23 protein-coding genes and 1 pseudogene are annotated in these 25,321 nt (G+C 72.3%); 11 read left to right on the top strand and 13 right to left on the bottom strand.

Annotated features, from left to right (window positions below; translation table 11 throughout):
* The first annotated feature begins 36 nt into the window (after positions 1 to 36).
* Together ACGF2V_RS23070 and ACGF2V_RS23075 are read left to right on the top strand one after the other, a co-directional pair.
* Complete coding sequence (locus tag ACGF2V_RS23070) at positions 37 to 681, top strand: GNAT family N-acetyltransferase (protein WP_362709289.1); 645 nt, start codon at positions 37 to 39, stop codon at positions 679 to 681.
* A gap of 89 nt (positions 682 to 770) precedes the next feature.
* Entirely contained in the window at positions 771 to 1,169 is a 399-nt protein-coding gene (locus ACGF2V_RS23075; protein ID WP_362709292.1) for a DUF4259 domain-containing protein, read from the top strand.
* Positions 1,170 to 1,208: 39 nt separating this feature from the next.
* Here ACGF2V_RS23075 and ACGF2V_RS23080 read toward each other — a convergent pair whose 3' ends face one another.
* The 8 genes and pseudogenes from ACGF2V_RS23080 to ACGF2V_RS23115 form a co-directional block, all read right to left on the bottom strand.
* A complete protein-coding gene (locus ACGF2V_RS23080) occupies positions 1,209 to 1,331 on the bottom strand; it encodes a hypothetical protein (RefSeq protein ID WP_362624192.1) in 123 nt (40 codons plus the stop codon).
* Between the two features lie 51 nt (positions 1,332 to 1,382).
* Positions 1,383 to 2,501 (bottom strand): phosphoserine transaminase, encoded by a 1,119-nt coding sequence (serC, locus tag ACGF2V_RS23085; protein WP_362709295.1) that lies wholly within the window; start codon positions 2,499 to 2,501, stop codon positions 1,383 to 1,385.
* 216 nt (positions 2,502 to 2,717) lie between these two features.
* Positions 2,718 to 3,926 carry a cytochrome P450 gene (locus ACGF2V_RS23090; RefSeq protein WP_362624196.1) on the bottom strand — a complete coding sequence of 403 codons (1,209 nt, stop codon included), beginning with the start codon at positions 3,924 to 3,926 and terminating at the stop codon, positions 2,718 to 2,720.
* Between the two features lie 140 nt (positions 3,927 to 4,066).
* Positions 4,067 to 5,311, bottom strand: a pseudogene (locus tag ACGF2V_RS23095) (cytochrome P450); the annotation flags it as partial.
* A complete protein-coding gene (locus tag ACGF2V_RS23100) occupies positions 5,308 to 5,979 on the bottom strand; it encodes an ATP/GTP-binding protein (protein ID WP_362624198.1) in 672 nt (223 codons plus the stop codon). The gene ACGF2V_RS23100 and the pseudogene ACGF2V_RS23095, both read right to left, overlap by 4 nt.
* Positions 5,960 to 6,322: a DUF742 domain-containing protein gene (locus ACGF2V_RS23105; protein ID WP_362709298.1), complete on the bottom strand. Its 363-nt coding sequence runs from the start codon at positions 6,320 to 6,322 to the stop codon at positions 5,960 to 5,962. Before ACGF2V_RS23105 ends, ACGF2V_RS23100 begins: the two co-directional genes overlap by 20 nt.
* Positions 6,319 to 6,774 (bottom strand): roadblock/LC7 domain-containing protein, encoded by a 456-nt coding sequence (locus ACGF2V_RS23110; protein ID WP_362624202.1) that lies wholly within the window; start codon positions 6,772 to 6,774, stop codon positions 6,319 to 6,321. The genes ACGF2V_RS23105 and ACGF2V_RS23110 overlap by 4 nt, the downstream gene beginning before the upstream one ends.
* Complete coding sequence (locus tag ACGF2V_RS23115) at positions 6,771 to 8,366, bottom strand: ATP-binding protein (RefSeq protein ID WP_362709301.1); 1,596 nt, start codon at positions 8,364 to 8,366, stop codon at positions 6,771 to 6,773. Before ACGF2V_RS23115 ends, ACGF2V_RS23110 begins: the two co-directional genes overlap by 4 nt.
* A gap of 665 nt (positions 8,367 to 9,031) precedes the next feature.
* Here ACGF2V_RS23115 and ACGF2V_RS23120 point away from each other — a divergent pair.
* Together ACGF2V_RS23120 and ACGF2V_RS23125 are read left to right on the top strand one after the other, a co-directional pair.
* Complete coding sequence (locus tag ACGF2V_RS23120) at positions 9,032 to 11,773, top strand: FAD-binding and (Fe-S)-binding domain-containing protein (RefSeq protein ID WP_362709370.1); 2,742 nt, start codon at positions 9,032 to 9,034, stop codon at positions 11,771 to 11,773.
* A gap of 378 nt (positions 11,774 to 12,151) precedes the next feature.
* Positions 12,152 to 13,180 carry a MarR family transcriptional regulator gene (locus ACGF2V_RS23125; RefSeq protein WP_362624206.1) on the top strand — a complete coding sequence of 343 codons (1,029 nt, stop codon included), beginning with the start codon at positions 12,152 to 12,154 and terminating at the stop codon, positions 13,178 to 13,180.
* A 171-nt stretch (positions 13,181 to 13,351) separates the two neighbouring features.
* Here the strand turns inward: ACGF2V_RS23125 and ACGF2V_RS23130 are convergent, their stop codons facing one another.
* Both ACGF2V_RS23130 and ACGF2V_RS23135 read right to left on the bottom strand, forming a co-directional pair.
* Entirely contained in the window at positions 13,352 to 13,564 is a 213-nt protein-coding gene (locus ACGF2V_RS23130; protein ID WP_362624208.1) for a DUF397 domain-containing protein, read from the bottom strand.
* Entirely contained in the window at positions 13,561 to 14,391 is an 831-nt protein-coding gene (locus ACGF2V_RS23135) for a helix-turn-helix transcriptional regulator (RefSeq protein ID WP_362624210.1), read from the bottom strand. The genes ACGF2V_RS23130 and ACGF2V_RS23135 overlap by 4 nt, the downstream gene beginning before the upstream one ends.
* Positions 14,392 to 14,530: 139 nt before the next feature.
* Between ACGF2V_RS23135 and ACGF2V_RS23140 the strand changes: the two genes are divergently transcribed.
* From ACGF2V_RS23140 to ACGF2V_RS23150, 3 genes are all read left to right on the top strand, one after another.
* Entirely contained in the window at positions 14,531 to 14,788 is a 258-nt protein-coding gene (locus ACGF2V_RS23140; RefSeq protein ID WP_362624212.1) for a hypothetical protein, read from the top strand.
* Positions 14,785 to 15,069 (top strand): hypothetical protein, encoded by a 285-nt coding sequence (locus tag ACGF2V_RS23145; RefSeq protein WP_362624214.1) that lies wholly within the window; start codon positions 14,785 to 14,787, stop codon positions 15,067 to 15,069. Before ACGF2V_RS23140 ends, ACGF2V_RS23145 begins: the two co-directional genes overlap by 4 nt.
* 77 nt (positions 15,070 to 15,146) lie before the next feature.
* On the top strand, positions 15,147 to 15,467 hold the full coding sequence (locus ACGF2V_RS23150) for a hypothetical protein (RefSeq protein WP_362709304.1): 321 nt from the start codon (positions 15,147 to 15,149) through the stop codon (positions 15,465 to 15,467).
* 327 nt (positions 15,468 to 15,794) lie between these two features.
* Here the strand turns inward: ACGF2V_RS23150 and ACGF2V_RS23155 are convergent, their stop codons facing one another.
* Genes ACGF2V_RS23155 through ACGF2V_RS23165 form a run of 3 tightly spaced genes read right to left on the bottom strand, consistent with a single transcriptional unit; the run spans position 15,795 to position 19,569 of the window.
* On the bottom strand, positions 15,795 to 18,236 hold the full coding sequence (locus ACGF2V_RS23155; RefSeq protein ID WP_362709307.1) for a SpoIIE family protein phosphatase: 2,442 nt from the start codon (positions 18,234 to 18,236) through the stop codon (positions 15,795 to 15,797).
* Between the two features lie 6 nt (positions 18,237 to 18,242).
* On the bottom strand, positions 18,243 to 18,656 hold the full coding sequence (locus tag ACGF2V_RS23160; RefSeq protein ID WP_362709310.1) for a GntR family transcriptional regulator: 414 nt from the start codon (positions 18,654 to 18,656) through the stop codon (positions 18,243 to 18,245).
* Complete coding sequence (locus tag ACGF2V_RS23165) at positions 18,604 to 19,569, bottom strand: LysR family transcriptional regulator (RefSeq protein WP_362709313.1); 966 nt, start codon at positions 19,567 to 19,569, stop codon at positions 18,604 to 18,606. Before ACGF2V_RS23165 ends, ACGF2V_RS23160 begins: the two co-directional genes overlap by 53 nt.
* Positions 19,570 to 19,819: 250 nt before the next feature.
* Here ACGF2V_RS23165 and ACGF2V_RS23170 point away from each other — a divergent pair, with 250 nt between their 5' ends.
* From ACGF2V_RS23170 to ACGF2V_RS23185, 4 genes are all read left to right on the top strand, one after another.
* Positions 19,820 to 20,824 carry an EamA family transporter gene (locus ACGF2V_RS23170; protein ID WP_362624290.1) on the top strand — a complete coding sequence of 335 codons (1,005 nt, stop codon included), beginning with the start codon at positions 19,820 to 19,822 and terminating at the stop codon, positions 20,822 to 20,824.
* Positions 20,825 to 21,169: 345 nt separating this feature from the next.
* Entirely contained in the window at positions 21,170 to 22,015 is an 846-nt protein-coding gene (locus ACGF2V_RS23175; protein ID WP_362709314.1) for a TIGR03084 family metal-binding protein, read from the top strand.
* Complete coding sequence (locus ACGF2V_RS23180) at positions 22,012 to 23,724, top strand: acyclic terpene utilization AtuA family protein (protein WP_362709316.1); 1,713 nt, start codon at positions 22,012 to 22,014, stop codon at positions 23,722 to 23,724. The genes ACGF2V_RS23175 and ACGF2V_RS23180 overlap by 4 nt, the downstream gene beginning before the upstream one ends.
* A complete protein-coding gene (locus ACGF2V_RS23185; RefSeq protein WP_362709319.1) occupies positions 23,721 to 25,319 on the top strand; it encodes a carboxyl transferase domain-containing protein in 1,599 nt (532 codons plus the stop codon). The genes ACGF2V_RS23180 and ACGF2V_RS23185 overlap by 4 nt, the downstream gene beginning before the upstream one ends.
* Positions 25,320 to 25,321: the final 2 nt, after the last annotated feature.

Raw genomic sequence — 25,321 nt, forward strand, 5'->3', positions numbered from 1 at the left:
ACGCCGGGGCGTCGGCACGCGGGTAGGGTCCGCGCCATGACGCATCAGGAACCCGCGGCGAGCCGGCTCCCACCCGCGCCCTTCTCCACCGAACGCCTCGACGCCCTGCCTCTGCGTATCGCGTACGCGGACGAGATGGCGGCGGTGCTGGACGACCCGGCCCTGTACGCGTACACCGGGGGCGCCCCGGAGTCCGCCGACGGACTGCGGGCCCGCTACGAACGGCAGACCGCCGGTTCGCCCGACCCCGGGGTGCGGTGGTGGAACTGGGTGCTGCGGATACGGGACGAGGAGCGGTTGGCCGGGTACGTGCAGGCGACGGTGAACGCCCGGGACGCGGAAGCGGAGATCGCCTGGGTGGTCGGGACGCCGTGGCAGGGCCGGGGATACGCGAAGGAGGCCGCGGCCGGGCTGGTGTCCCATCTGACGCGGGCGGCGGCGGAGGAGGAGGTGAGTACCGTCGTCGCCCACATCCACCCGGACCACGCCGCCTCCGCCGCCGTGGCCGCGGCGGTGGGTCTGGCGCCGACGGCGCAGTGGCACGACGGCGAACGGCGTTGGGAGCGGCGTTGGGAACGACGTTGTGAACGGCGTTGGGATCGGAACCCGGATCGGAACCTGGATCGGAACCCGGATCGGAACCCGGATCAGAACCGGGAAGGGGGCGGGGAATCCCGCTGAAGGGGCGTTGTCAGCGGTGGGTGCGAGGATGGCGAACGCCGGTGGAACACATCGGCAAACGCCGTTTCTTTCGCTGAGGGGACATCACCATGGGAGCCTGGGACACCGGTCCCTTCGACAACGACACTGCCGCGGACTTCTCCGGACACCTGGACGACGCGCCGGAGACCGAGCGGGCGGCGCTGATCCGCACGACCCTGGAAATCGCGATCGCGGCCGACTTCCTGGACGACGGCGAGGGGGCAAGAGCGGTCGCGGCGGCGGCGCTGGTCGGTTCGCAGTGCCCGGGCGGCGAGCCGGTGACCACTGCGTATGGCCCGAAGAAGCCGTTGCCCGCGTTCCCGGCGGACTTGCGTCCGCTCGCGGCGAAGGCGCTCGATGCGGTGCTCGGTGAGAACTCGGAGCTGCGGGAGCTGTGGGAGGACGACGAGGTGTGGACGGCCGGCATCGTCGGGCTCCGGGAGGTGCTGGTCGCGGCGAGCGCTTGAGCGTGCCCGACGCCCGACGGGTACCGGGCGCGGCCGAGGTCAGGCGCGGGTGCGGCCGGCCCGGACGAGATCGTCCACGTCGAGGGCCAGCGGGGCGCCGATGGAGTCGGGCCGGAGGGCGGCCACCAGCCGGTCGGGGGAAGGCCGGAGGTCCCCGCGCACGCAGGGTGCGCGGGGACCTCCGCCGGTCGAGGGGCTACGGGCGCGTGCCCGTCACAGCTTCTCGATCACGTAGTCGATGCAGGCCGTCAGCGCCTGGACGTCCGCCGGGTCGATCGCCGGGAACATCGCCACGCGGAGCTGGTTGCGGCCCAGCTTGCGGTACGGCTCGGTGTCGACGATCCCGTTGGCGCGCAGGGCCTTGGCGACGGCCGAGGCGTCGATCTCGTCCGAGAAGTCGATCGTGCCGATGACCTGCGAGCGCTTGGCGGGGTCGGAGACGAACGGGGTCGCGTACGTGGACTCCTCGGCCCAGCCGTACAGGTGCCGGGACGAGGTGGCTGTGCGGCGGACCGCGAAGTCCAGGCCGCCCTGTCCGTTCAGCCAGTCAAGCTGCTCGTTCAGGAGGAAGAGGGTGGCCAGGGCCGGGGTGTTGTACGTCTGGTTCTTGAGGGAGTTGTCGATCGCCGTGGGCAGGCTGAAGAACTCCGGGATGTGCCGGCCCGACGCGTGGACGCGCGCGGCGCGCTCCAGGGCCGCCGGGGAGAACACGCCGATCCACAGGCCGCCGTCGGAGGCGAAGGACTTCTGCGGGGCGAAGTAGTAGACGTCCGACTCGGTGATGTCGACGGGCAGGCCGCCCGCGCCGGAGGTGGCGTCCACCAGGACCAGGGAGCCCGCGTCGGCGTCCGCGACACGCTTGACCGGCGCGGCGACACCGGTCGAGGTCTCGTTGTGTGTGAACGCGTACACGTCCACGCCCTCCTCGGCCCGCGGCTGCGGGTGGGTGCCCGGGTCGGAGGCGATCACGGACGGGTCGGCCAGCCACGGGGCGAGCTTGGCGGCCTTCGCGAACTTCGAGGAGAACTCGCCGAAGGTCAGGTGCTGGGACCTGTTCTCGATGAGACCGTGCGTCGCGATGTCCCAGAAGGCGGTGGAGCCGCCGTTGCCCAGGATCACCTCGTAGCCCTCGGGGAGGGAGAAGAGGTCGCGCACGCCCTGACGGACCGCGCCGACCAGGTTCTTGACCGGAGCCTGGCGGTGGGACGTACCGAGCAGCGAGGTACCGGTGGCGGCCAGGGCGTCGAGCGCCTCCGTCCGCACCTTGGAAGGACCGGCGCCGAAGCGTCCGTCGGCGGGCTTGATGTCAGCGGGAATCTGGATATCGGCCACGAACCGGAGCGTAGTACCTCATGGACGGCTTCGATGACCGTGTCCGTCGAATGAGACACCCGTTCCGGTGCGCGGACGATGGCCGCGCCGGTGTGTGGACGGCTTCCTTTTTCCGGCGCCCGGGGCCCGGGCGTGTGGACACCCCGTGCGTGGACCCTGGCGAGCGGGCCCCGGTCCGCGGCCCCCTGCGCGCGGGCCGCGGACCGGGGGCGCGCGTCAGGCCAGGCGCACCGGCAGCTCGTACAGGTCGTTCTGGGTGACGATCGGTTTGTTGCGCAGTTCGGACGCGGGGACGGCGAGTTCCAGATCCGGGAACCTCTCGTACAGCGCGGGCAGCGCCACCCCCGACTCCAGCCGGGAGAGCGCCGCGCCCGGGCAGACGTGCGGGCCGTGGCCGAACGCGATGTGGCGGTTGGGGGAGCGGGTGACGTCGAACTCATGGGCCGTCGGCCCGTGCTGTGCCTCGTCGCGGCCGAGCGCGCCGAAGGAGACGATCAGCGCCTCGCCCTTCGGCAGGACCCGGTCGCCCACCTCGATGTCCTCGGTGGCGAACCGGAACATGACGTGGGACGTGGGCGTGGACCAGCGCAGCGTCTCCTCGATCACGTTCTCCCACGGCACCTCGCCGCTCAGCACCCGCGCGCGCTGCTCGGGGTGGGTCTGGAGTGCGACGACGGCGTTGACGATCAGGCTGATCGTGGTCTCGTGTCCGGCCGCGACGATCAGCTGGAGGGTGTTGACGATCTCCTCGTCGGTGAGCTGGTTGCCGTCCTCGGACGCGGCGATCAGGGCGCTGGTGAGGTCGTCGCCCGGGTTCTCCCGCTTGGCGTCGACGATCTGCGTGAAGAGCGTGCCGAGGTCCGCCATCATCCGGGGGACCTCCTCGGGCGGCGTCTGCGTCGAGAAGAACTTCTCGAAGAGTTCCTTCAGCCGCGGGTGGTCGGCGCTGTCGACGCCCATGAGTTCGCTGATCACGTTCATCGGCAGCGGGTAGGCGAACTCCGCCTTCAGGTCGACCGGCCCGTCCTCGGCCAGCGCGGCCAGCCGGTCCAGTCTCGCCGCGGTCAGTGTCTCGATGCCGGGGCGCAGCCGTTCCACCCGCTTGACGGTCAGGGCCTGCGCGACCAGGGTGCGCAGGCGGCGGTGGTCGGCGCCGTCGACGGTGAGCATGGAGCGGCCCGGGTTGGCGAGGCCGATCAGCGGCCAGTCCAGGGGTATCTCGGCGCGCTGCCAGGCGTTCCAGACGTCGATGTCCTTCACGAGGCGGCTGTCGGTGAGCAACTGCCGGGCCTCGGCGTGGTGGGTGACCGCGTAGCAGGGCACCCCGCCCGGCAGTTCCACGTCGGCGAGCGGGCCGGCGGCGCGCAGCCGGGCGGACTCGCCGTCGAGGTCGGTGACGAAGGGGTCGAGCACGATCCGGGTCATCTCGGGCCTCCGATGGTGGGTTCAGTGATGGGTCAGGTGGCGTTTCCTGACACTGAGTCGACGGTGGTGCCGGTGGCCGGTCCGGCGGCGTCGCCGGTCGCGGGGCCGATGGCGGCGGCGAGGGCGGTGCCGGCCGGCGAGCCGATGGCGGGCGTGGGCGTGAACGTCACCGGCAGGGCGCTCAGGCCCCGCAGCCAGGGTGACGGGCGGCGGGTGAGCTGCTCCGCGGGTACGGCGAGGTCGATGTCCGGGAGCCGGTCCAGCAGCACCTCGATGCCGGTGCGGGCGATGACCTCGGCGGTCTCCTGGGCCGTGAACGGGCAGCGGTGCTCGCCGTGGCCGAAGGAGAGGAACGCGTTGTTGCCGCCGGTCAGCGCGGAGCCGTCGGTGCGGACCTGCGGGTCGTAGTTGGCGGCGGCGAGGCCGAGCAGCAGCAGGTCGCCGGCCTCGATGTGGCGTCCGCCGAGACGGGTGTCGCGCGTGGCCCAGCGGCCCGCGACGTTCTGGGTCGGGGTGTCCTCCCAGAGCACCTCGTTCATGGCTTCGGCGACGCTGTGCCGGCCACCCGAGAGGGAGGCGGCGAACCGGTCGTCGGTGAGCATCAGCCGCAGAGAGTTGCCGATCCAGTCGGCGGTCGGCTGGTGCCCGGCGGCCATCATGACCATCAGGTCCTGGACGATCTCCTCGTCGGTGAAGCCGCCCGGGTCGGCGATCATCCTGGTCACGACGTCGTCGCCCGGCGCGGCGTGCTTGTCCACCAGCAACTGGAACATGGACGTGGCGAGGTGCTGCTGCCCGGCCAGGGCCCGCTCCCGGCCGTCGATCATGTCGTTGAGCGAACCGACGAGCGCGGCGCCGATGGTGTCGGCGAAGCCATAGATCTTCGCCAGGACGAGCGCGGGGAGCAGCATCGCGTACTGGGCGATGATGTCGGTGCCGCCGGTGGAGCAGAACCGGTCGACGAGGCCGTCGGCGAACTCCTCCGCGTACCGCTTCAGCGCGAACGGGTCGACGCCCTCGAGCGCGTCGCTGATCATCGCGGCGCGCTGGGTGTGGCGGGGGCCGACGGTGTAGAGGATCGACGGCTGCTTGCGGCCGATCATCGGCAGCAGCGGCCAGTCGGCGGGGATGCGGTCCCACTGGTTCCACAGGTCGGAGTCGCGGCTGAACAGCACCGGGTCGCCGGTGACCTGGTGCAGTTCGCGGTAGCCGAGCACCAGCCAGGCGGGCACGTCCCCGTCGAGGGCGACGGGCGCCACCGACCCGTGGTCGCGGCGCATCTCGCGGTACAGCTGGGTCGGTTCGGTCTGGAACCGAGGGCCGGAGAGCGGTACGCGGCCCTGGGAGAAGGGACAGCCGGAGGACGGCTCCGGGGGCTGGGTCACGACGTGGGCTCCGGGGTCATGTCCGGCGCGGTCCCCGGAGGGACGGCGGACGGGTCGGCGTCGGCGGAGGACTCGGAGGCGAGGCGGCGCCGCGACAGGGTGTGCAGGTACTCGACCAGCGTGATCAGTACGTACTTGCTGGACGAGCGGTCACGGGCGTCGCACTCCACCAGCGGCACGTCGTCGGAGAGGGCGAGCGCCTCCCGTATCTGCTGCTCGGTGTGGAGCGGTCCGCCGAAGTCGTTGCAGGCCACGATGAACGGCGCGCCGTGGTGCTCCAGGCGGTCGATCGCGTACCAGGAGTCGGCGAGCCGACGGGTGTCGACGAGGACGACGGCGCCGAGCGCGCCCGAGAACAGCCGGTCCCACAGGAACCAGAAACGTTCCTGCCCAGGGGCGCCGAAGAGGTACAGCACGGAGCGTTCGTCGAGCGTGATCCGGCCGAAGTCGAAGGCGACGGTCGTGGCCGTCTTCGAGTGGATGCCGTCGAGGTGGTCGACGGCCTCGCCCGCGCTGGTCATGGTCTCTTCCGTGTTCAGCGGGCGGATCTCGCTGACGGAGCGGACCATGGTGGTCTTGCCCACCCCGAAGCCGCCGACGATGGCGATCTTCAGTCCGTTGTCGGCCGTCGCCCGCAGGGCGGAACGGTCAGAGGTTGCGGAGTCCAACGAGCACCTGCTCCAGGATGTCGGGGTCGGGAAGCCGGTCCGCGACCCGGGCGGTACGTGGGTGCCGGGCGCTGATCCGGCCGGTGGCCAGCAGATCGGACAGCAGGATGCGGACGATGCTGATGGGCAGTCCGAGGCCCGCCGCGATCTCGACGACGGCGGTGGGCAGGGTGCACATCCGCAGGATCGTGGCGTGCTCCGACTGCATGCCGGGGGTCGGTTCGCACTCGGAGACCACCAGGGTCACCAGGTCGAACACGTCCGAGTCGGACCGGCTGCGGCCCCCGGTGAGGGTGTACAGCCGGTCGGGGGCGTCGTCCCGTCCGGGGCGGGGGCGGCTCATACGGCCGCGGTCGCGTCGACGGCAGCGGACCCCGTCGCTCCGGGAGTCCCGGCGGCGGAGCGCGGCGGGGCGCTGAGGTGCTCGCCGAGCTGCTCGACGAGTTCGCTCATGTTGTGCCCGACGAGGCCGACGTCCGCCTGGTCGGAGGCGACGACCGCGAGATGGGCGCCCGCCCCGGCCTCGACGATGAACAGCACGCCGCCGTAGAACTCGGTCATCGCGGACCGCACACCGCCGGTGCCGTCGCCGAACTCGACGGACGCGCCGTGCGAGAGGCTCTGGATGCCGGCCGAGATCGCGGCCAGTTGGTCGGCCTGGTCGACGGTCAGCTCGGGGGTACGGCACAGCTTGAGGCCGTCCCTGGACAGGACGAGGGCGTGGCGGGCGCCGGGAGTGCGCTCCAGGAGCCCCTCCAGCAGCCAGTTGAGCTTCTCGTCGGTGGTCGCGGTCATCGGGTGTTGCCTTCTTCCGAGTGCGGGGTACTGGGCCGGACAGCCTGGCGGAAGCTGCTGAAGCGGGCTGCCTGTTCCTTGGGGTCGGCGGCACGGGGCCGGGGGGTCTCGTCGGCGCTCGTGGCGTTGTCGGCGCGGTCGTGGGCCTCGGCCATGCGGGCCTGGGCGGCGGCGAGGGTACGGCCGCGGGGGCGCCGGGGGAGCCCGCTCTCGCCGAACCGGGGGAGGCCGCCGGAGGTGTCGAACGCGGTGGGGTCCGGGGGCGTGGCGGGGGCCGGGGCGGCGGACGGGCCGGGGGCGCCGACGGAGGTCGCGGGCGCGGTGCCTGCGGGGGCCGCCGCGTTCCGCGGGCGGGGGACGTCGCCCGGGGCGCTCGGGGCGGCCGGGGCGGCCGGGGCGGCGGCGCTGTGCGTGGGCTCCGGTTCGGGGGCCGTGACACGGGCCGGGGCGACGGCCCGGGCGGGGGGCGAGGCGAGGGCCGGTCCGGCGGCGGCCGGGGCCGGGACCCGGGTGAGGATCTCCTGCGGGAGCATCATCAGCGCGCCCGTGCCGCCGCGCGCGGACGGCCGGAACGACACGGTCAGGCCATGCTTGCGGGCCAGCCGGCCGACGACGGCGAGGCCGAGCCGGGTGCCGGAGAGCCCCGTCAGGTCCTGGTCGGTGGCGGACACCGCGCGCTCGGCGCGGCGCAGCTGCACATCGCTCATGACCAGGCCGCTGTCCTCGACGGTCACGACGATGCCCGCCGGTACCTCCTCGACGTACACGTGCACCTCGGCCGTGGGCGGCGAGAAGTTGGCAGCGTTGTCCAGGAGTTCGGCGAGCGCGTGCATGACGCCCTCGGCGGCGTGACCGGCGACGGCGACGTCGCTCTTCGAGTGCAGGCGTACCCGCTGGTAGCCGCTGATTCGGCCCATGGCGCCGCGCAGGATCGACTCCATCACGATCGGCTTGGCCCAGCGCCGTCCGGAGCGGGCGCCGGTCAGCACGGCGATGGAGTCGGCGAGGCGGCCCGCCTGGGCGGTGCGGTGGTCCAGGTGGAGCAGGTCGCCGAGCACGTCCTCGGCGGCGTGCCGGTGCTCCATCTCGCGCAGGTCGGCCAGCATGCTGGTGGCCAGCGCCTGCATCCGGCCCGCGGCGTTGGCGCAGGCGGCGATCGCGGCGGAACGCTCGGTCTCGCTGCGGGCCGCACGGGCGGTGAGCCGTTCCAGCTCGCCGCGCAGTCGCTCGACCTCGGCGGCGGCCTGCGCGGCGACCCGCGCGGTCTCGGCGCCGGCGGCGGCCTTGATCCGGGCGGTCTCCGCGGTGAATCGCTGGCCCTCGGCGGCGGAGGAGGACACCAGTCTGCTGATCTCGCCGGTGAACCGCTGGGTCTCCGACGCGAGACGGGCCCGCAGCCGGTTCGCGGTGGCACGGGCGTGGACCGCGGCGGCCACGGCGGCGGACAGCAGCACGGCGGCGGAGCCCGCGCCCCACGCCACGGTGGTCCGCACCGAGTCGGGGGCGGCGACGACCGCCCACAGGCACAGGGAACCGGTGACGGCCAGTGATGTCAGCAGGGCCAGTGCGGTCGGCCGGGATGAGGCGCTCAAGTGGGGTCCTTGGGACGGACGGGGCGGGCGGGCCGGGCGGTCGGACAAGTTGGTCGGGTCGGTCGGACCGATCGGGCAGGTCGGGCAGCTTGAACGGGTCGGACGGGACGAACAGGGCTTATCGGGACGGATCGGTACAGCGGCAGGTCAGGCGACAACTGGAGTTGATAATTCCCAGGTAAGTCGTGGTCACTATATGAGAATTGACCCTCCCTTTGGGAAGATCTTCTGGCGTTCTCTGTTACGTATGTGGCGGCGTGTCCGACTGTGCACGGGGCGCGACAGCCCGTGAAGAAACGTCGTCCTCGGTCATGGACCTGTGTTCCGATGTATGCCGGTGTATGCGTGTGTTCCCGGGCATGGGGGCGTGTTCCCTTGCATTGAGGCATTCGCGGGAAACGCGCGCGGCCCCGGGAGCGCGGACGCCCCGTCGGCGGCATCCTGGGCCGATGGCCGCACACCGGAAACCGACGGAACGCGACGCATCCGCGAACCCGAGGGGACGTGACGCATCCGCGAGTCCGAGGGAACGTGACGTACTCGCGAGTCCGAGGGAACGTGACGTACTCGCGAATCCGGGCGAACGCGACGCACTCGCCCGGGCCCTGCGCGCCGCGGTCCGCGGAGACGTCGACTTCACTCCCACCGCGCGGGCGCTGACGACGATGGACGCCTCCAACCACCGTCGCGTACCGCTCGGCGTCGTCGCCCCGCGCGACGCGGACGACGTGGCCGCAGCGCTCGCCGTGTGCCGCGCGCACGAGGCGCCCGTGGTTCCGCGCGGTGGCGGGACGTCCATCGCCGGGCAGGCCACCGGCACCGGGGTCGTGCTCGACCTCACGCGGCACATGCGGCGGATCACCGCCCTGGACCCCGGGTCCCGTACGGCGGTCGTCCAGCCGGGCGTGGTCCTGGACGAGCTGTGCGCGGCCGCCGCCCCGTACGGCCTGACCTTCGGCCCCGACCCGTCCACGCACGGCCGTTGCACGCTCGGCGGCATGATCGGCAACAACGCCTGCGGCGCGCACTCGGTCGCCTGGGGCACCACCGCCGACAACGTGGACACCCTGACCGTGGCCCGCTACGGCGGCGACACGCTCCGGGCGGGCCGGGGCCGGGAGACCGAACGCCCGGACGGGCTCACCGCGTTCGTCGACGCCAACCTGGCCCTCCTGCGCACCGGGTTCCCCGCACTCCCGCGCCGGATCTCCGGTTACGCCCTGGACGCACTGCTGCCCGAACGCGGCACCGACCTGGCCCGCGCGTTCTGCGGCAGCGAGGGCACGCTCGGCGTGGTGACGGAGGCGACCGTACGACTCGTCGAGGCGCCGGCAGCCCGTGCGCTCGCCGTACTCGGCTACGCCGACGAGTCCTCGGCCGCCGAGGCCGCCCCCGGCCTCCTCCCGTACGGGCCGCTGACAGTGGAGGGCATGGCCGCCGACCTGGTGCCGGGCGCCGCCGACCTCGTACGGGGGACGGCCGGGCTGCCGCGCGGCGGCGCCTGGCTGTTCGTCGAGACCGGCGGCGCCACCCCGGCCGAGGCCCGCGCGCACGCCGAACGGATCGCGCGGGCCGGTGACCCGCTGGACGCCGCGGTGGTCACCGACCCGGCCGGGCAGCAGGCCCTGTGGCGCATCCGCGAGGACGCCGCCGGCACCGCCACCCGCATGCCCGACGGCACCGAGGCGTGGCCCGGCTGGGAGGACTGCGCCGTCCCGCCCGCCCGGCTCGGCCCGTACCTGCGCGCGTTCCGCGCCCTGCTCGCCGAGCACGGGCTGCGCGGCACCCCGTACGGCCACTTCGGTGAGGGCTGCGTCCACGTCCGGATCGACTTCGACCTGCTGACCCCCGAGGGCGTGGCCCGCTACCGCCGCTTCTCCACCGACCTCGCCGACCTGGTCGTCGAGCACGGCGGCTCGCTGAGCGGCGAACACGGCGACGGCATGGCCCGCGCCGAACTGCTCCCCCGCATGTACGGCGACGAACTGGTCGCCCTCTTCGCCCGGTTCAAGGGCATCTGGGACCCGGACGACGGCATGAATCCGGGCATTCTCGTCCGCCCCGCCCGGCTCGACGAGAACCTCCGCGTCGACGTGCTGCCGAGGCGCCCGGTGGACGTCGCGTTCGGCTACCCGCACGACGGCGGCGACTTCACCGCGGCGGTACGCCGGTGCGTGGGCGTCGCCAAATGCCGTACGGCCACGCCCGTCGGCGCGGGCGTGATGTGCCCGTCGTTCCGGGCGACCGGCGAGGAGGCCCACTCCACCCGGGGCCGGGCCCGCCTGCTGCACGAGATGCTCGCCGGCGAGGTGATCACGGACGGCTGGCGGTCGACGGAGGTGCGCGACGCGCTCGACCTCTGCCTGTCCTGCAAGGGCTGCCGCTCCGACTGCCCGGTGGGCGTCGACATGGCCATGTACAAGGCGGAGTTCCTGCACCACCACTACCGGGGGCGGCGGCGCCCGGCCGCCCATTACACGATGGGCCGGCTGCCGCAGTGGCTGCGCCTGGCCGCCCCGTTCGCGGGCGCGCTGAACGCCCTGGCCCGGGTGCGCCCCCTGGCCGCCCTGGCCAAGCGGCTCGCCGGGATCACGCCCGAGCGCGACATCCCGGTCCTGGCGCACGAGACGTTCAGCCGGTGGCTGCGGCGGCGCCAGGGCAAGGGGACGGTGATCCTCTCGAACGACCAGGTGGCCCTCCTGTGGCCGGACACGTTCACCGAACACCTCGCGCCCGAGGTGGGCCGGGCGGCCGTCCGCGTCCTGGAGTCGGCGGGCCGCACCGCGCTGACACCCGGTCACGGGCTGTGCTGCGGTCTCACCTACGTGTCCACCGGCCAGCTCGACCGGGCCCGTGCCGTGATGCGCCACACCCTGGACCGGATGGGCGGCTCCGTCGGTGACCCGCTCGTGGTCCTCGAACCGAGCTGCGCCGCCACCCTCCGCACGGACCTGCCCGAACTCCTCCCCGACGACCCGCGCGCCGCCGAACTCGCCGGTTCGGTGCGGACACTGGCCCAATACCTGGAGGAGTACGCCCCGGACTGGCAGCCACCCCGCCTGGACCGCCCGGTCACCGGCCAGACCCACTGCCATCAGCATGCCGTCCTGGGCGACGGGGCGGACCGCCGTCTGCGTGACCGGGCGGGGATGAGCGGTGAGTTGAGCGGAGGCTGCTGCGGACTGGCGGGGAACTTCGGCTTCGAACGCGGCCACTGGGAGGTGTCGGTGGCGTGTGCGGAGGAGCAACTGCTCCCCTCGGTACGGAAGGCCGGTCCCGGCACGCTGATCCTGGCGGACGGCTTCTCCTGCCGCACGCAACTGGCACATCTGGGCGACGGGGTACGGGCCCGCCATCTGGCGGAGGTGCTGGCGGAGGGACTGCCGCCGGAGCCGGGTGCTTCCTGAGAGCCCGTCGGGTGACCTCTGAGCCTGGGCCTCGGGATTCGAGCCTCGGGATTCGAGCCCCGAGCTTCGAGCCTCGGAGGTGGGGCCGTTCACTCTTTCGTGGGTACGGAGAGAGGCTCGGACCCGGGCCTTGAGCTTCGGGCTTCGAGAGCCGGGACTTGAGCTTCGAGGTTCGAGCGATGTTGCTCAACTGGTTGGTTGGAAAGGGAGGTTGGAAAAACCTCCCGCCCTCCCAGACCCGTAACGGCCAGCAAGTATGACTAATCGTGACCAAGTTGCGGCGCGGAGTCGCGGCTGTTTACGGTGCCCGAAATAGCGACCCCGACGCGGTGTTGGCTCACCGGCCGGGGTCTGATCCCAAGATCGAGAGGCGATCCCGTGACTGCTGTGAACCTTAGCCGTGCCCTGCTCACGCCCGCATCCCCGCGCCCCCACTCGCGCGTCCACCCGAACGCCAAGCCCGGTTACGGCAAGCGATCCGTGCCGGAGCAACACGCCCCCCGCGAAGGCCATTTCGCGATGCTGCCCGAGCGTGAGCGGCACATCGCGGGCTTCGTCGACGCGCTGCCCGAAGGCGCGGCGATGGACGTCAAGTCACTGGCCCGGAGCCAGCCGCTGTACGGGCAGATGGCTGTCGGCGGCGCCTTGCGGGCTCTGGGGCTGGCAGGTCACCTGCGGCGTGTGCGGTGCCTGGGCGGCGAGGGCGGTGGTCAGGTCCGCTGGGTCACCCGCACTTTCTGGTCGAAGGTCGCCCACGACAACGAGTGGTGGGACGCGTTCCTCGCCGCCGAGGAACGCCGCTCCGTGCCGCAGGAGGCCGCAGGGCCTGCCGCGCCCGGGTCGGGAGCCCAGGCCGAAGCATCCGCGCCCACACCCATTCCCGCATCCGCTCCCGCGTCCGCGCCCGTGCGCGTACCGGCGCAGCCGCCCGTTGCGGCAGTGCCGCAGCAGCGCACCGCACAGCCGCAGCCGGATCCGCAGCCGGGGCTGGGGCCAGGGTCCGGGCCGAGGTCGGCCGTGGACCGGCAGCCCTCGCCCGCCTTCCTCGCCCTGGCCCGTCTCGGCCGTACCGACGCCCGCCTGGCCCTCTCGGCGGCGGACTGCGCGGCACTGGAACGGCTGGCGGCCGAGTGGTTCGCACGTGGTGTGGACGCCGACTACCTGACACACGCCCTGACCGCCGGGCTTCCTGCGTCCGTCGGCTCGCCCTTCGGCCTCGTCCGCCGCCGCCTCCACGACAAACTCCCGCCCCGCCTGCCCGCCACCACCGGCCCGGCCGCGCCGGGAACTCCCGCGCGCCGCCTGATGGTCGAATGCACCGAATGCGGCGTCCCCGGAAGGCCCGAAGCATTCCGCGACGGCCTGTGCACCCCCTGCCGCCAACCCGCCCCCGGCCCGGTGGCCTGACCGCGAGGCACACACCCCCGCTCTACCAGCGGAAAAACGTGTCGAACGTGCCGCCCACTGTCACTTTCGCGCCAGGGGGCTATCCATCTGGCCGCCGTCGCCCCGACGGCATGACCACGGCCCCCGCCGCGCGGCGAGGGCCGGTCACTCGGGGCCGGTTGGGCCAGTGGGTCACCCGTGGCGCTTGGCGAACTCCACGAGGCCGGTGAACCCCTCGTTCGTCAGGGTCAGGTGCGGGCCGTCCGGGTTCTTGCTGTCACGGATCAGGAACTCACCGCTCGTGCGCGCGTGGTCGGGCGCCCATTCGATGCACTGCCCCCCATCGCCGCCGCTGTAGGTGCTCTTGACCCACTGGATGGGCCGAGGGTCGGGCATGCTGCTCATTTGGTGTGGTCCTCCATGATCTCGCGAATCACGGTCAGCGATTCTTCCTCGGACAGTGCCGCCATGCGAAGCCGGTCGAACATGCTGACGGCTGTCGCCACCACGCTAGGGGTGTCGTCCACCTGACCGCCATGGGTGGGAGTCTCGGTGTAGACCGCGTGAGGTGCACCGTTCGACGAGAGCAGCGTAAATGGCAGGTGGCTGGGCGCGGCACCTGCCCTGTACGGCAGCACTTGGACCGTGATGTGGGGCGATGCCATCCGCGCGATCAGGTGTTCAAGCTGCCCGATCATGACGGACCGGCCGCCGACGCATGTGCGCAGGACGGCTTCGTGGATCACGACCCACAGGAGCGGTGGCGCGTCGCGCTCTATGACGGCCTGCCGCCTGATGCGTAGCCCCACGCGCTCCTTGATTCGGTCTTCCGCCTCACGTGGGTGAGCGGCGCGGAAGACGGCTGTCGCGTACTCCGCGGTCTGCAACAGGCCCATGAGGAACGTGCACGAGTAGTCCGTGATCCCGCTCGCGGACTCCTCAAGGGTGATGTACGGCACGAACCATTCAGGGTGCCCCTGCTTGCTCAGCTTGGCCCGGAAACGGATGTACACACCCGGCGTGCCGGCCACGCGGTCCATGGCCTCCGCGAAGGCTTCCGACGCGAGCACGGTGCCGTTCTCGACCTTGCTGACCTGTGCCTGTCGGTAGTGCAGCCTGTCCGCGAACTGTTCTTGCGACAGCCCCAGGGCCTCACGCAGTGCCTTGGTTTCCTCGCCGAAGTACACGGCACCGTTCGCGGGCTCCCGTGCCTGGTCAGCGCCTTCGCTCACCTGTTCAACTCCCTGGTATTCCGCCTGCGTTGGAATGGCTCCAGATCTATCGAGCGTACGCGCTCCGAAGCCATGGTGTGAGCAGGAAGTCACGCAGAGCAGCGGGAGTGAAGGGTCAATGGCGTACGGAGCGGCAGGCATGGCGACGACAGGCAGCAGGTGGCGGACAACGGAGGAAGGGATCGGGGACGCCGAGCGGGCGCGCGATGAACTCGGTGACGCGCTCAAGGCGGCGGGGGTGAAGCTGCCGTCCCTTTCTCTCGATGTCGTCTCCTGCGCCGGGTCCGCCCCGCGCGTGCTGATCGACCTGGGACGCTGCAACGTGGCGACGGCCCGTGCGCTGGCCGCCGCGCTCCGGCTCCAGGGCCCCGGACGCCGGCAGGAGGCGGCGCGGTGACCCGGCGCGTGTTCCGCTATGTTCCGTTCTCCGTCGAGCAGGACGCGACAGCGGAACCGGAGTACGAGGCCCGTTGCGTGTCCGGCGACGAAACCGAGTGCGGCGTGGAGTCCGGTACGCACAGCGGCCCCGGGCCGGTGGAGGAGTGGCAGCGCAGGCACGCGCAGGAGACGGGGCACCGGCGCTACCGCCGGAACTTCGGCGACTACGCGGTGATGCGGCCCCCGGCAGAACTGGCCGAACTGGCCGAACTGGCGGGGCGAACGGGGGGTACGGCGTGATGTTCTCCCCGTCCGTCGAGCGTTCGTGGCGCGATGCGTGGCCCCTGGTCGCGCAGGTTGGCGACGGTAACGCGTGGGTGGCGGGCGAGTGTTGGCTGTTCTGCCGCCGTGAGGGCGTGGCCGTGCTGTGGGTCGGCTCGGTGACCACACCCGGGGCGACGGGCGACGTGTACGCCTGTGGCCCCTGCCTCGCGGAGCTCGACCATATGGTGCGCGTCCAGGCGCACGACCGGGACGCACACGGCGACCGCGCCGCGCAGTCAGCCAGCCTCGCCGTTCCCGCCCATGTGCCCCCGCCGCGCGCCCTGCCCGCGGAGGGTTCCGGCGGCCGTCACCGGGCGTCCCGCCGGGGCCGTGATCTGTACGCCGCGGCCCTGCCCGCAGGGGTGTCACGATGACCAGGACCAAGACGTGTGAGCACCGGCAGACCGAACAGCGCGACGGCAAGACCTACTGCCGGGACTGCAAACGACAGCTCTACCTGTGAAGGCTCCGCCCCCTGCCGGGGACGACCCGTCAACTGGTTCTGCCACATCGACCCCCCGGCAGGGGAGCGGGAACCACCCCGCGCCGGTTGGATCCACAACGCCCGCACCCCTTGGACAGGTCGAGCGCCGACCGGGGCGGGCCCTGCACGAGATCACCGTACGAAGCGACCAAGGAGGAGAACAGGCGGATCGATGGCCGTGGTCACGGGCGGTGGCCACCGCGTGAGAGACCGGCGGTCAGACCGACAGCCCTGCGGCCATTGCTCGGACGTTCTGTTCGGCCCAGATGGTCTTGCCGTTCGGGGTGGGGCGAGTACCCCAGTGTCCGGTGAGTTGGGCGACCAGGAGGAGGCCGCGGCCGTTCTCGTCGAGGACGCGGGCGCGGCGCATGTGGGGGGCGGTGCTGCTGGCGTCGGAGACTTCGCAGATGAGGGTGTGGTCGTGGAACAGCAGTCTCAGCTGGATGGGAGGGTGTCCGTAGCGGATGGCGTTGGTGACGAGTTCGCTGACCACCAACTCGGTGGTGAAGACGGCCTCGTCCAGTCCCCAGGCGGCCAACTGGTCCGCGGCGTGCTGCCGGGCCGAGGCGACGGCGGAGGGCTCGGCGGGGATGTCCCAGCCGGCGACCTGGCCCGGTCCCAGGGCACGGGTACGGGCGAGGAGCAGGGCGATGTCGTCGTCGGACTGGGGCGGCAGCAGCGCGTCGAGCACGGTGTCGCAGACCTCGTCCAGCGAAGGAGCCGTCCGGGAGACGGCCGCACGCAGGGTGTCGATCCGCTCGTCGATGTCGTGGATGCGGGACTCGACGAGGCCGTCGGTGTACAAGGCGAGAAGGCTGCCTTCGGGCAGTTCGACCTCGGCGGTCTCGAACGGCAGGCTGCCCAGGCCCAGTGGCGGGCCGATGGGCATCTCAAGGAGTTCCGCTGTGCCGCCCGGCAGGACGACGACGGGCATGGGGTGGCCGGCGCTGGCCAGCGTGCACCGGCGCGAGACCGGATCGTAGACCGCGTACATGCAGGTGGCGCCGACGTCCCCGACGGTTTCGGCTTCGTCCTCCGAGCCCAGCCGGACGATGAGGTCATCGAGGTGGGTGAGCAGTTCGTCGGGCGGCAGATCGATGTCGGCCAGGGTCCGCACCGCGGTACGCAGCCGGCCCATGGTCACGGACGCATGGAGACCGTGGCCCACGACGTCTCCGACGACCAGGGCCACCCGGGCACCGGAGAGCGGGATCACGTCGAACCAATCTCCGCCCACTCCGACCGAGCCCCCTGCGGGCAGGTAGCGGAAGGCGACATCGACAGCCACGTGCTCGGGGAGCTCGCGCGGCAGCAGGCTGCGTTGCAGAGTGACGGAGGTCGTGCGCTCCCGGGTGAAACGACGCGCGTTGTCGATACAGACGGCCGCCCTCGCCGTGATCTCCTCGGCCAACAGGATGTCGTCCTGCTCGAAGGGCTCCGGGTGCTGGTGGCGGCTGAAGAATGCCACACCGAGCGTGATGCCACGGGCACGAATCGGCGCGACCATCACCGAGTGCACCCCCCGTTCGCGCATCATCGCCGCCCACGCGGGGTCATGGGCGGCCCAGCGGGCCATGAGCGGGTCGGTCGTGTCGTACGCGGAGGGCCGGCCCGTGGAGAGGCACTGGGCCGGAGGTGAGAAATCCGGGTAGGTGACCATGTACTCCCCCTGTGCCGGAGCTTTGACGGCCCCGGCGCACTGCACGGCGGTGCGGCGCATGCTGACGGGGCCGGTCAGCGGGCCCGGGCGCGGCTCGTCGCCGCCGTGGAGGAAGGAGAGCAGGTCGACCGTCGCGCAGTCCGCGAGCCGGGGAACGGCCACGTCGGCCAGCTCCTGGGCGGTGCGGGCCACGTCCAGGGTCCTGCCGATGCGGGTGCCGGCCTCATTGATCAACAGCAGCCGCTGCCGTGCCCAGTACCGCTTGGTCATGTCACGCGCGGTGAAACACACCGCGTTCATCCGATGGGAACTGTCCACCACCGGGGCGACGCAGATCGACCAGGCGTGCTCACGGCTCTCTCCTGGTACGCGCAGGTAGTTTTCCAGATAGACCCGTCGGCCGGTCTCCAGCACACGGCGCATGGCCCTCTCGTTCTTCTCCGCGTCCGGGTGCGGAACGATCTCCGACAGGCGCAGCCCGCGCATCTCGTCGTCTGTCATGGAGACCGCGCGCTCCATCTCCGCGTTCGCACGCACCGACCGCAAGTCGGTGTCGTAGATCGCCAGAATGTACGGGGACTGGACGAACGTCCGCTCCAACAGCGCGTGCTCCCCGAGGGTGCACGCCTCGCGCGCTGGGGCGCAGACCACGAACCACTCGACAGCCCCGCCGTCCGTCATTCCGCGGTGCGCGAGCAGTCCCACCTCGACGCGGCCACCGTCACGGTGCCGCAGCGTCACCCTTCCGTTCCAGCCGGACCCGTCTGCGTTCCGGCGGGGCCCGTCGGCTCCGCCCCGCTGAACCGCACCGCTGACGTCCTCCGCCAGCAGCCCCGCCACAGGTCGCCCCACGACCTCGTCGGACCGGTAACCGAGCAGGAGCAGAGCACCCTCGCTCCACCCCGTCACGATGCCGCGATCATCGACCGTGGCCGTAGCGGTGAAGACGCCGCCGAGGTCGTCGGGCTTATCGTCGGGGGTGGCGGAGGGACGATTCATCGGGGCTCATCCCCTCTCGACGAGGCCGCGGCACGGGAGAGCGACCAGGTGCCGAGCACCTCTCCGCTCCGGCCCCTCGAAGCCTGTGCTCGCCCGCTGTCGTCTCCGCCGAGTGAGGTCGGCCGAGGGCCGGGCGGACGCGCCACACGGAACCAGCATATTGCTCCGACGGCCGGGCCGAAGGGTCGGCAGGGTGCGATCGAACTCGGCAGGGTGCGTTCGAAGGACGTGCCAGGCCGCAAAGGGGGGTGCCCCTGTCTGTTTCGTCAACCCGGCGGGGTTACCGCGCCCCGACACCGCGTTTAAGAGCGCTTCCCCGGTGAGCACGGCAATCGCCCGGCGGACGGTCGGGCGGGACATCCCGTAGTCATCGGCGAGGGCGTTCTCGGTCATCGGACACGGGGTCGCGGCGGCGGGCATCCCCGCGCACGATCTCGCGGGCGAGGTCGAGGAGGTCCGGCAGCGCCGGGTGGCCGCGGGCGTCACGCCGGGCGAGCAGGACCGGCACGGCCGGGGCGTCGACGAGCGGGCGGTAGGCGACCCCGGAGTGCGGGTGCATCTCGGCGGTGGAGGCTGCGGAGACCCCGACGCCCCGACCCGCCGCGATGGCGGTCAGCCAGTCGTCGGTGTTGGCGACGGTGAGGGTCGCGGCGGGGCGGGCGTCGGGCGGCCACAGGTCGAGGCCGGTGGTACCGGAGACGGTGTTGAGGACGACGGTGTGGTCCGCGAGATCGGCGAGACGGAGCACGGTGCAGGCAGCGAGCGGGCCGTCCGCCGCCACGGCGGCCACCCGGCGTTCGTCGAACAGCACCTCGGCGACGAGCCCGGGCGCCGCCACCGGGCCCCGCAGCAGCGCGGCGTCGACCTCGCCGCGGGCGAGCCCGGCGGTGCGGTCGTCGATCCGCAGCAGTTCGAGCGGGGTGGACGGATGGCGCTCCTGCCAGTGTCGGAGCAGCGGTGTCGTGTACGGACCGAACGCGGACCAGGCGTGCCCGACCCGCAGGGCCCGGTGGTGCGGTCCGCCGGGGCCGAGCGCCTCGTCGAACGCGGCGACCGCGGCGACGGCCCGGTCCCGGAAGGCGATGCCCTCGGGGGTGAGCGCGAGATGGTGGGTGGAACGGTCGACGAGCCGGACGCCGAGGTGCCGTTCCAGGGCGGCGAGCGTCCGGGAGACGGCGGGCTGGGTGACGCGCAGCCGGGCGGCGGCGCGTGTGACATTGCCCTCGTCGGCGACGGCGAGGAAGGCGCGCAGATGACGGATCTCGACGCCGCGGTCCCGTTCACGGTCCGGGGAGCGCCCGGTACGGGGGTCACGACTGGGTCCAAGGCTCATGCGTGTGGAGCATAACCGGAGCCCAACCGGCATTTCACATGGCACGCGGAGGTACCTACCGTAAGAGGGAGGTACCTCACGAAGGTGCAGTGATTTCGATCGGCCGGTGCGGCGGAAGGCACTGATGGCGACGGCTTCGAGCCTTAGTTCATCGCTTTCCGGACGCGGAGCATCCGGATATCGGGCATCCGGGCACCGGGCTCGGACCCGGGCTCGGGGCTCGGACGCGGAAGGAACGACGCAGGTGGACGTGAACGACCGGTGCGCGGCGGCAGGGGCGGCGGCGACGGAACGGGTGGCGGCCGTCGCCGCACCCCAGATGGCCGCCGCGGCCGACCCGGCACCGGGTTCCGCCCGGTCCGTCGGTGCACCCGATTCCGTCCGCGCCCCGCGCCGGGCGGCGGCGCTCGCCCCGATCGCCCTGGTCGTCGCGGGGGGCCTCTCCGTCCAGTTCGGCGCCTCCGTGGCGGTACTGCTGATGCCCCGGGCCGGGGCGCTCGGGGTGGTCACCCTGCGGCTGGCCGCCGCCGCGCTCGTGATGCTGGTCGTCTGCCGCCCGAGGCTGCGCGGTTACTCCCGCGCCGACTGGGGCACCGTCCTGGCCTTCGGCGTGGCCATGGCCGGCATGAACACGCTCTTCTATCAGGCCGTCGACCGCATCCCGCTGGGCGCGGCCGTGACCCTTGAGGTGCTGGGCCCGCTCGCCCTCTCGGTGATCGCCTCGCGCCGCCTGATCAACCTGGTGTGGGCGGGGCTCGCGCTGGGTGGTGTCGTGCTGCTGAGCGGCGGGGGCTTCGACCGTCTGGACCCGGTGGGCGCCGCGTACGCGCTGGGCGCCGGTGCCATGTGGGCCACGTACATCGTCTTCAGCGCCCGCACCGGCCGCCGCTTCCCGCAGGCGGACGGCCTGGCCCTGTCCATGGCGGTCGCCGCCCTCCTCACCCTGCCTCTCGGCGTCCTGGAGTCCGGCTCGAAACTGCTGGTCCCGTCCACGCTGGGGCTGGGCGTGGCGGTGGCGCTGCTCAGCTCCGTCCTGCCGTACACCCTCGAACTCATGGCGCTGCGGCGCCTTCCCGCGCCCACCTTCGCGATCCTCATGAGCCTGGAACCCGCGATAGCGGCCACGGCCGGTTTCCTCGTCCTCGGCCAGGCCCTCGCCCCGACCGACGCCCTGGCCATCGCCCTGGTCATCGGCGCGAGCATGGGCGCGGTACGAAGTCAGGTGCGGGGCACCGGGGTCCGCGACCGGACCTGACGGCTTCCCGTACCCGTCCCGCCGTACCGGCCCCGTTCCGCCGTACCGGCCCGTTCCGCCGCGCCCGCACCTGTCCCGCCGTGCTCGCCCCGGTCCGCAGGCCCCGCCCCGGTCCGCAGGCCCCGCCCCGGTCCGCCGCGCCCGCCCCGGTCCGTGCGGCCGACCGGGGCGGGGGCGCGCTCGGGCTCAGGCGTGGAGCAGCCGCGCGCGGTCACCGGACTCGGCTCCACCGGGGCGCTCTCGCCGCCGACCAGGCGGGGTGAAAAATCATGCAAGCATGCTTGCTTGTTTATCGTCTCGCTGCCATGCTCCTGGGCACACCGCCACGCCCCGAGGGAGCGCACCGTGTCCGATGTCGCAGCCGTGCTCGACGACCTGCGTGAGGAGAGCGACCAACTCGACGAGCTGGTGCGGGGGTTGAGCGCCGAGCAATGGGAAACCCCGACGCCCGCCCCCGGGTGGAGCATCGCCCACCAGATCGCCCATCTCGCCTGGACCGACGGTGTCGCACTGCTTGCCGCGACCGACCCCGACGCCTTCGCGGCCGAGACGGCCAAGGCCCAGGAGGCGCCCGACACCTTCGTGGACGTGGCCGCGCGGGCGATCGTGGCGGAGGCGAAGGCGGCCGGGGCCGCCCCGGACGTGCTGCTCGCGCGGTGGCGGGACGGCCGGGGACGGATGCAGGAGATGCTGCGCGCGGCGCCGGCCGGGACCCGGATCCCCTGGTACGGGCCGCCCATGAGCGTGGCGTCCATGGCGACCGCCCGGCTCATGGAGACCTGGGCCCACGGCCAGGACATCGCCGACGCGCTCGGGGTGACCAGGGTGCCGACCGCCCGGTTGCGGCATGTGGCCCGCATCGGGGTGCGGGCACGGGACTACGCGTACCTGGTACGGGGAAGCACGGCACCCCGGGAGGAGTTCCGGGTGGAACTCCTCGCCCCCGACGGCGGGTTGATCGTGTTCGGGCCCGAGGACGCCGCCCAGCGCGTCACCGGGCCGCTCCTCGACTTCTGCCTTCTGGTCACCCAGCGCGCCCATCGCGATGACCTCGCCGTCCGGGCCACCGGTCCCGACGCCGACCACTGGCTCGACATCGCCCAGGCATTCGCCGGGCCCCCGGGCCCCGGCCGCGCACCCGGGCCGACCGTGCCCGACGACGGTTCCGCATCCCGAGGAGCCCAGGCATGACCGCCCCCCTCCGCATCGGCAACGCCTCCGGGTTCTACGGCGACCGATTCGACGCCCTGCGCGAGATGCTCACCGGCGGGCCCCTCGACGTCCTCACCGGCGACTACCTCGCCGAGCTGACCATGCTCATTCTCGGCCGCAGCCGGATCAAGGACCCCGCGCGTGGATACGCCACCACCTTTCTGCGCCAGCTCGAAGAAGGACTCGGGCTCGCCCACGAACGCGGGGTGAAGATCGTCACCAATGCCGGAGGACTCAACCCTGCCGGACTGGCCAAGGAAATACGGGAGCTGGCGGAGAAGACCGGCGTCCCGGTGCGGGTCGCCCACGTGGAGGGGGACAGTCTGGCCGTCCCCGACGGGTACCTCACTGCCAACGCCTACCTCGGCGGCGCCGGGATCGCCGCCTGCCTGCGGGCAGGGGCCGATGTCGTCGTCACCGGACGCGTCACCGACGCCGCCCTCGTCACCGGCCCCGCCGCCGCCCACTTCGGCTGGGGGCCGGGCGACCACGACGCGCTCGCCGGGGCCGTCGTCGCCGGTCACGTACTGGAGTGCGGCACCCAGGTGACCGGCGGGAACTACGCCTTCTTCCGCGACCACGACATCCGCCGCCCAGGCTTTCCCGTCGCCGAGATCCACGCCGACGGCACCTGCGTCATCACCAAGCACGACGGCACCGGCGGTGTCGTCGACATCGGCACCGTCACGGCGCAACTGCTGTACGAGACCGGCGGGGCGCGGTACGCCGGGCCGGATGTCACCGCCCGGCTCGACACCGTGCGGCTCGGCCAGGAGGGGCCCGACCGGGTGCGGATGTCCGGGGTACGGGGCGAGGCGCCGCCGCCCACCCTCAAGGTCGGGCTCAACCGGCTCGGCGGCTGGCGCAACGAGGTCGTCTTCGTGCTCACCGGGCTCGACATCGAGGCCAAGGCGCGACTGGTGAGGGAACAGTTCGCGGACGCGCTCGCCCGTTCCCGTACCGAACCGGACGAGGTGCGCTGGGAGTTGGCGCGCCTCGACCGGCCCGACGCCCCCACCGAGGAGACCGCGAGCGCCCTGCTCCGGCTCATCGTCCGCGACCAGGACCCGGAGGCCGTCGGGCGCGCCGTCTCGGGAGCGGCGGTCGAGCTCGCGCTGGGCAGCTACCCCGGTTTCCACGTCACCGCCCCGCCCGGGAAGGGCAGCCCGTTCGGCGTCTTCGAGGCGCGGTACGTACCGGCCGGCGAGGTCCCGCACATCGCCGTCCTCCCCGACGGGCGGCGCGCGTACCAGGAACCGCCCGTACACACGCGACCGCTCCACGACGCCGAACCGCCCCCGCTGCCCGAGCCGTTGCCGCCAGGACCCGTCCGTACCGCACCGCTCGGCCGGATCGCGGGCGCCCGCAGCGGGGACAAGGGCGGCGACGCCAACGTCGGGGTCTGGGTACGCGACGAGGACGCCTGGCGGTGGCTGGCGCACGAGCTGACCGTGGAACGGTTCAAGGAACTGCTCCCGGAGTGCGCCGGGTTGGACGTGGCGCGGCACGTGCTTCCCAACCTCCGTGCGCTGAACTTCGTCGTGCGCGGGCTGCTCGGCGAGGGCGTCGCCGCGCGGCACCGGTTCGATCCGCAGGCCAAGGCGGTGGGGGAGTGGCTGCGCTCCCGGCATCTCCCTGTTCCCGTAACGCTGTTGGAATCCGCCCAGGCACCGGAGGCGACCGTATGACCGTCCTGCGCAGCGGACTCGACACCGCGAGTCCCGAATACGCCGCCAACCGCGCCGCGATGCTCGCGAAACTCGACGAACTGGCCGCCGAGCACGCCAGGGCACGGGCGGGCGGCGGTGAGAAGTACGTCGAACGGCATCGCAAGCGCGGCAAGTCGACCGCCCGAGAGCGGATCGAGCTGCTGATCGACCCGGACACCCCTTTCCTGGAACTGTCGCCGCTCGCCGCCTGGGGCAGTGAGTACACGGTCGGCGCCTCGCTCGTGACCGGCATCGGCGTGGTGGAGGGCGTCGAGTGCCTGATCACCGCCAACGACCCGACCGTGCGCGGCGGTGCCTCCAACCCGTGGACGCTGAAGAAGGCGTTGCGGGCCAACGAGATCGCCTTCGCCAACCGGTTGCCCTGCATCAGCCTCGTCGAGTCGGGAGGGGCGGACCTGCCGTCGCAGAAGGAGATCTTCATCCCGGGCGGGGCGCTGTTCCGCGATCTCACCCGGCTGTCGGCGGCCGGCATCCCCACCGTGGCCGTGGTCTTCGGCAACTCGACCGCGGGCGGGGCGTACGTCCCCGGCATGTCCGACCACACCGTCATGATCAAGGACCGGTCCAAGGTGTTCCTCGGCGGACCGCCCCTGGTCAAGATGGCCACGGGGGAGGAGAGCGACGACGAATCGCTCGGCGGCGCCGAGATGCACGCCCGCACCTCCGGGCTCGCCGACCACTTCGCCGTCGACGAGCCCGACGCGCTGCGTCAGGCCCGCCGCATCGTCGCCCGCCTCAACTGGCGCAAGGCGCAGCCCGATCCGGGGCCCGCCGAACCGCCGAAGTACGACGAGGACGAGTTGGCCGGCATCGCGCCCGGCGACCTGAAGGTGCCCTTCGACCCGCACGAGGTCATCGCCCGGATCGTCGACGGCTCCGACTTCGACGCGTTCAAACCGCTGTACGGGACCAGCCTCGTGACCGGGTGGGCCACGCTCCACGGCTATCCGGTCGGCATCCTCGCCAACGCGCGGGGCGTGCTGTTCAGCGAGGAGTCGCAGAAGGCCGCGCAGTTCATCCAGCTCGCCAATCAGCGCGACATCCCCCTGCTGTTCCTGCACAACACCACCGGCTACATGGTCGGCAAGGAGTACGAACAGGGCGGCATCATCAAGCACGGCGCCATGATGATCAACGCGGTGTCGAACTCGAAGGTGCCGCACCTGTCCGTGCTGATGGGCGCCTCGTACGGTGCCGGGCACTACGGAATGTGCGGGCGGGCGTACGACCCGCGCTTCCTGTTCTCCTGGCCCAGCAGCAAGTCCGCCGTCATGGGGCCGCAGCAGCTCGCCGGGGTGCTGTCCCTCGTCGCTCGCGCCTCCGCCGCCGCGAAGGGACGTCCCTACGACGACGAGGCGGACGCCGGGCTGCGCGCCATGGTCGAGCAGCAGATCGAGTCCGAGTCGCTGCCGATGTTCCTGTCCGGGCGGCTGTACGACGACGGGGTCATCGACCCGCGCGACACCAGGACCGTCCTCGGGATGTGCCTGTCCGCGATCCACACCGCCCCGGTCGAAGGCGCCAGCGGCGGCTTCGGCGTCTTCCGGATGTGAGG

Origin of the sequence: Streptomyces sp. NPDC047982, assembly GCF_043204165.1 — a bacterium.
Lineage (GTDB): Bacteria > Actinomycetota > Actinomycetes > Streptomycetales > Streptomycetaceae > Streptomyces.

Bases quoted from the DNA above. Each gene is read 5' to 3' on its own strand.
- ACGF2V_RS23070 (WP_362709289.1), top strand. From the start codon at position 37: ATGACGCATCAGGAACCCGCGGCGAGCCGGCTCCCACCCGCGCCCTTC.
- ACGF2V_RS23075 (WP_362709292.1), top strand. From the start codon at position 771: ATGGGAGCCTGGGACACCGGTCCCTTCGACAACGACACTGCCGCGGAC.
- ACGF2V_RS23090 (WP_362624196.1), bottom strand. From the start codon at position 3,926: ATGACCCGGATCGTGCTCGACCCCTTCGTCACCGACCTCGACGGCGAG.
- ACGF2V_RS23105 (WP_362709298.1), bottom strand. From the start codon at position 6,322: ATGAGCCGCCCCCGCCCCGGACGGGACGACGCCCCCGACCGGCTGTAC.
- ACGF2V_RS23110 (WP_362624202.1), bottom strand. From the start codon at position 6,774: ATGACCGCGACCACCGACGAGAAGCTCAACTGGCTGCTGGAGGGGCTC.
- ACGF2V_RS23120 (WP_362709370.1), top strand. From the start codon at position 9,032: ATGGACGCCTCCAACCACCGTCGCGTACCGCTCGGCGTCGTCGCCCCG.
- ACGF2V_RS23130 (WP_362624208.1), bottom strand. From the start codon at position 13,564: ATGAGCAGCATGCCCGACCCTCGGCCCATCCAGTGGGTCAAGAGCACC.
- ACGF2V_RS23140 (WP_362624212.1), top strand. From the start codon at position 14,531: ATGGCGACGACAGGCAGCAGGTGGCGGACAACGGAGGAAGGGATCGGG.
- ACGF2V_RS23155 (WP_362709307.1), bottom strand. From the start codon at position 18,236: ATGAATCGTCCCTCCGCCACCCCCGACGATAAGCCCGACGACCTCGGC.
- ACGF2V_RS23160 (WP_362709310.1), bottom strand. From the start codon at position 18,656: ATGCCCGCCGCCGCGACCCCGTGTCCGATGACCGAGAACGCCCTCGCC.
- ACGF2V_RS23165 (WP_362709313.1), bottom strand. From the start codon at position 19,569: ATGAGCCTTGGACCCAGTCGTGACCCCCGTACCGGGCGCTCCCCGGAC.
- ACGF2V_RS23180 (WP_362709316.1), top strand. From the start codon at position 22,012: ATGACCGCCCCCCTCCGCATCGGCAACGCCTCCGGGTTCTACGGCGAC.
- ACGF2V_RS23185 (WP_362709319.1), top strand. From the start codon at position 23,721: ATGACCGTCCTGCGCAGCGGACTCGACACCGCGAGTCCCGAATACGCC.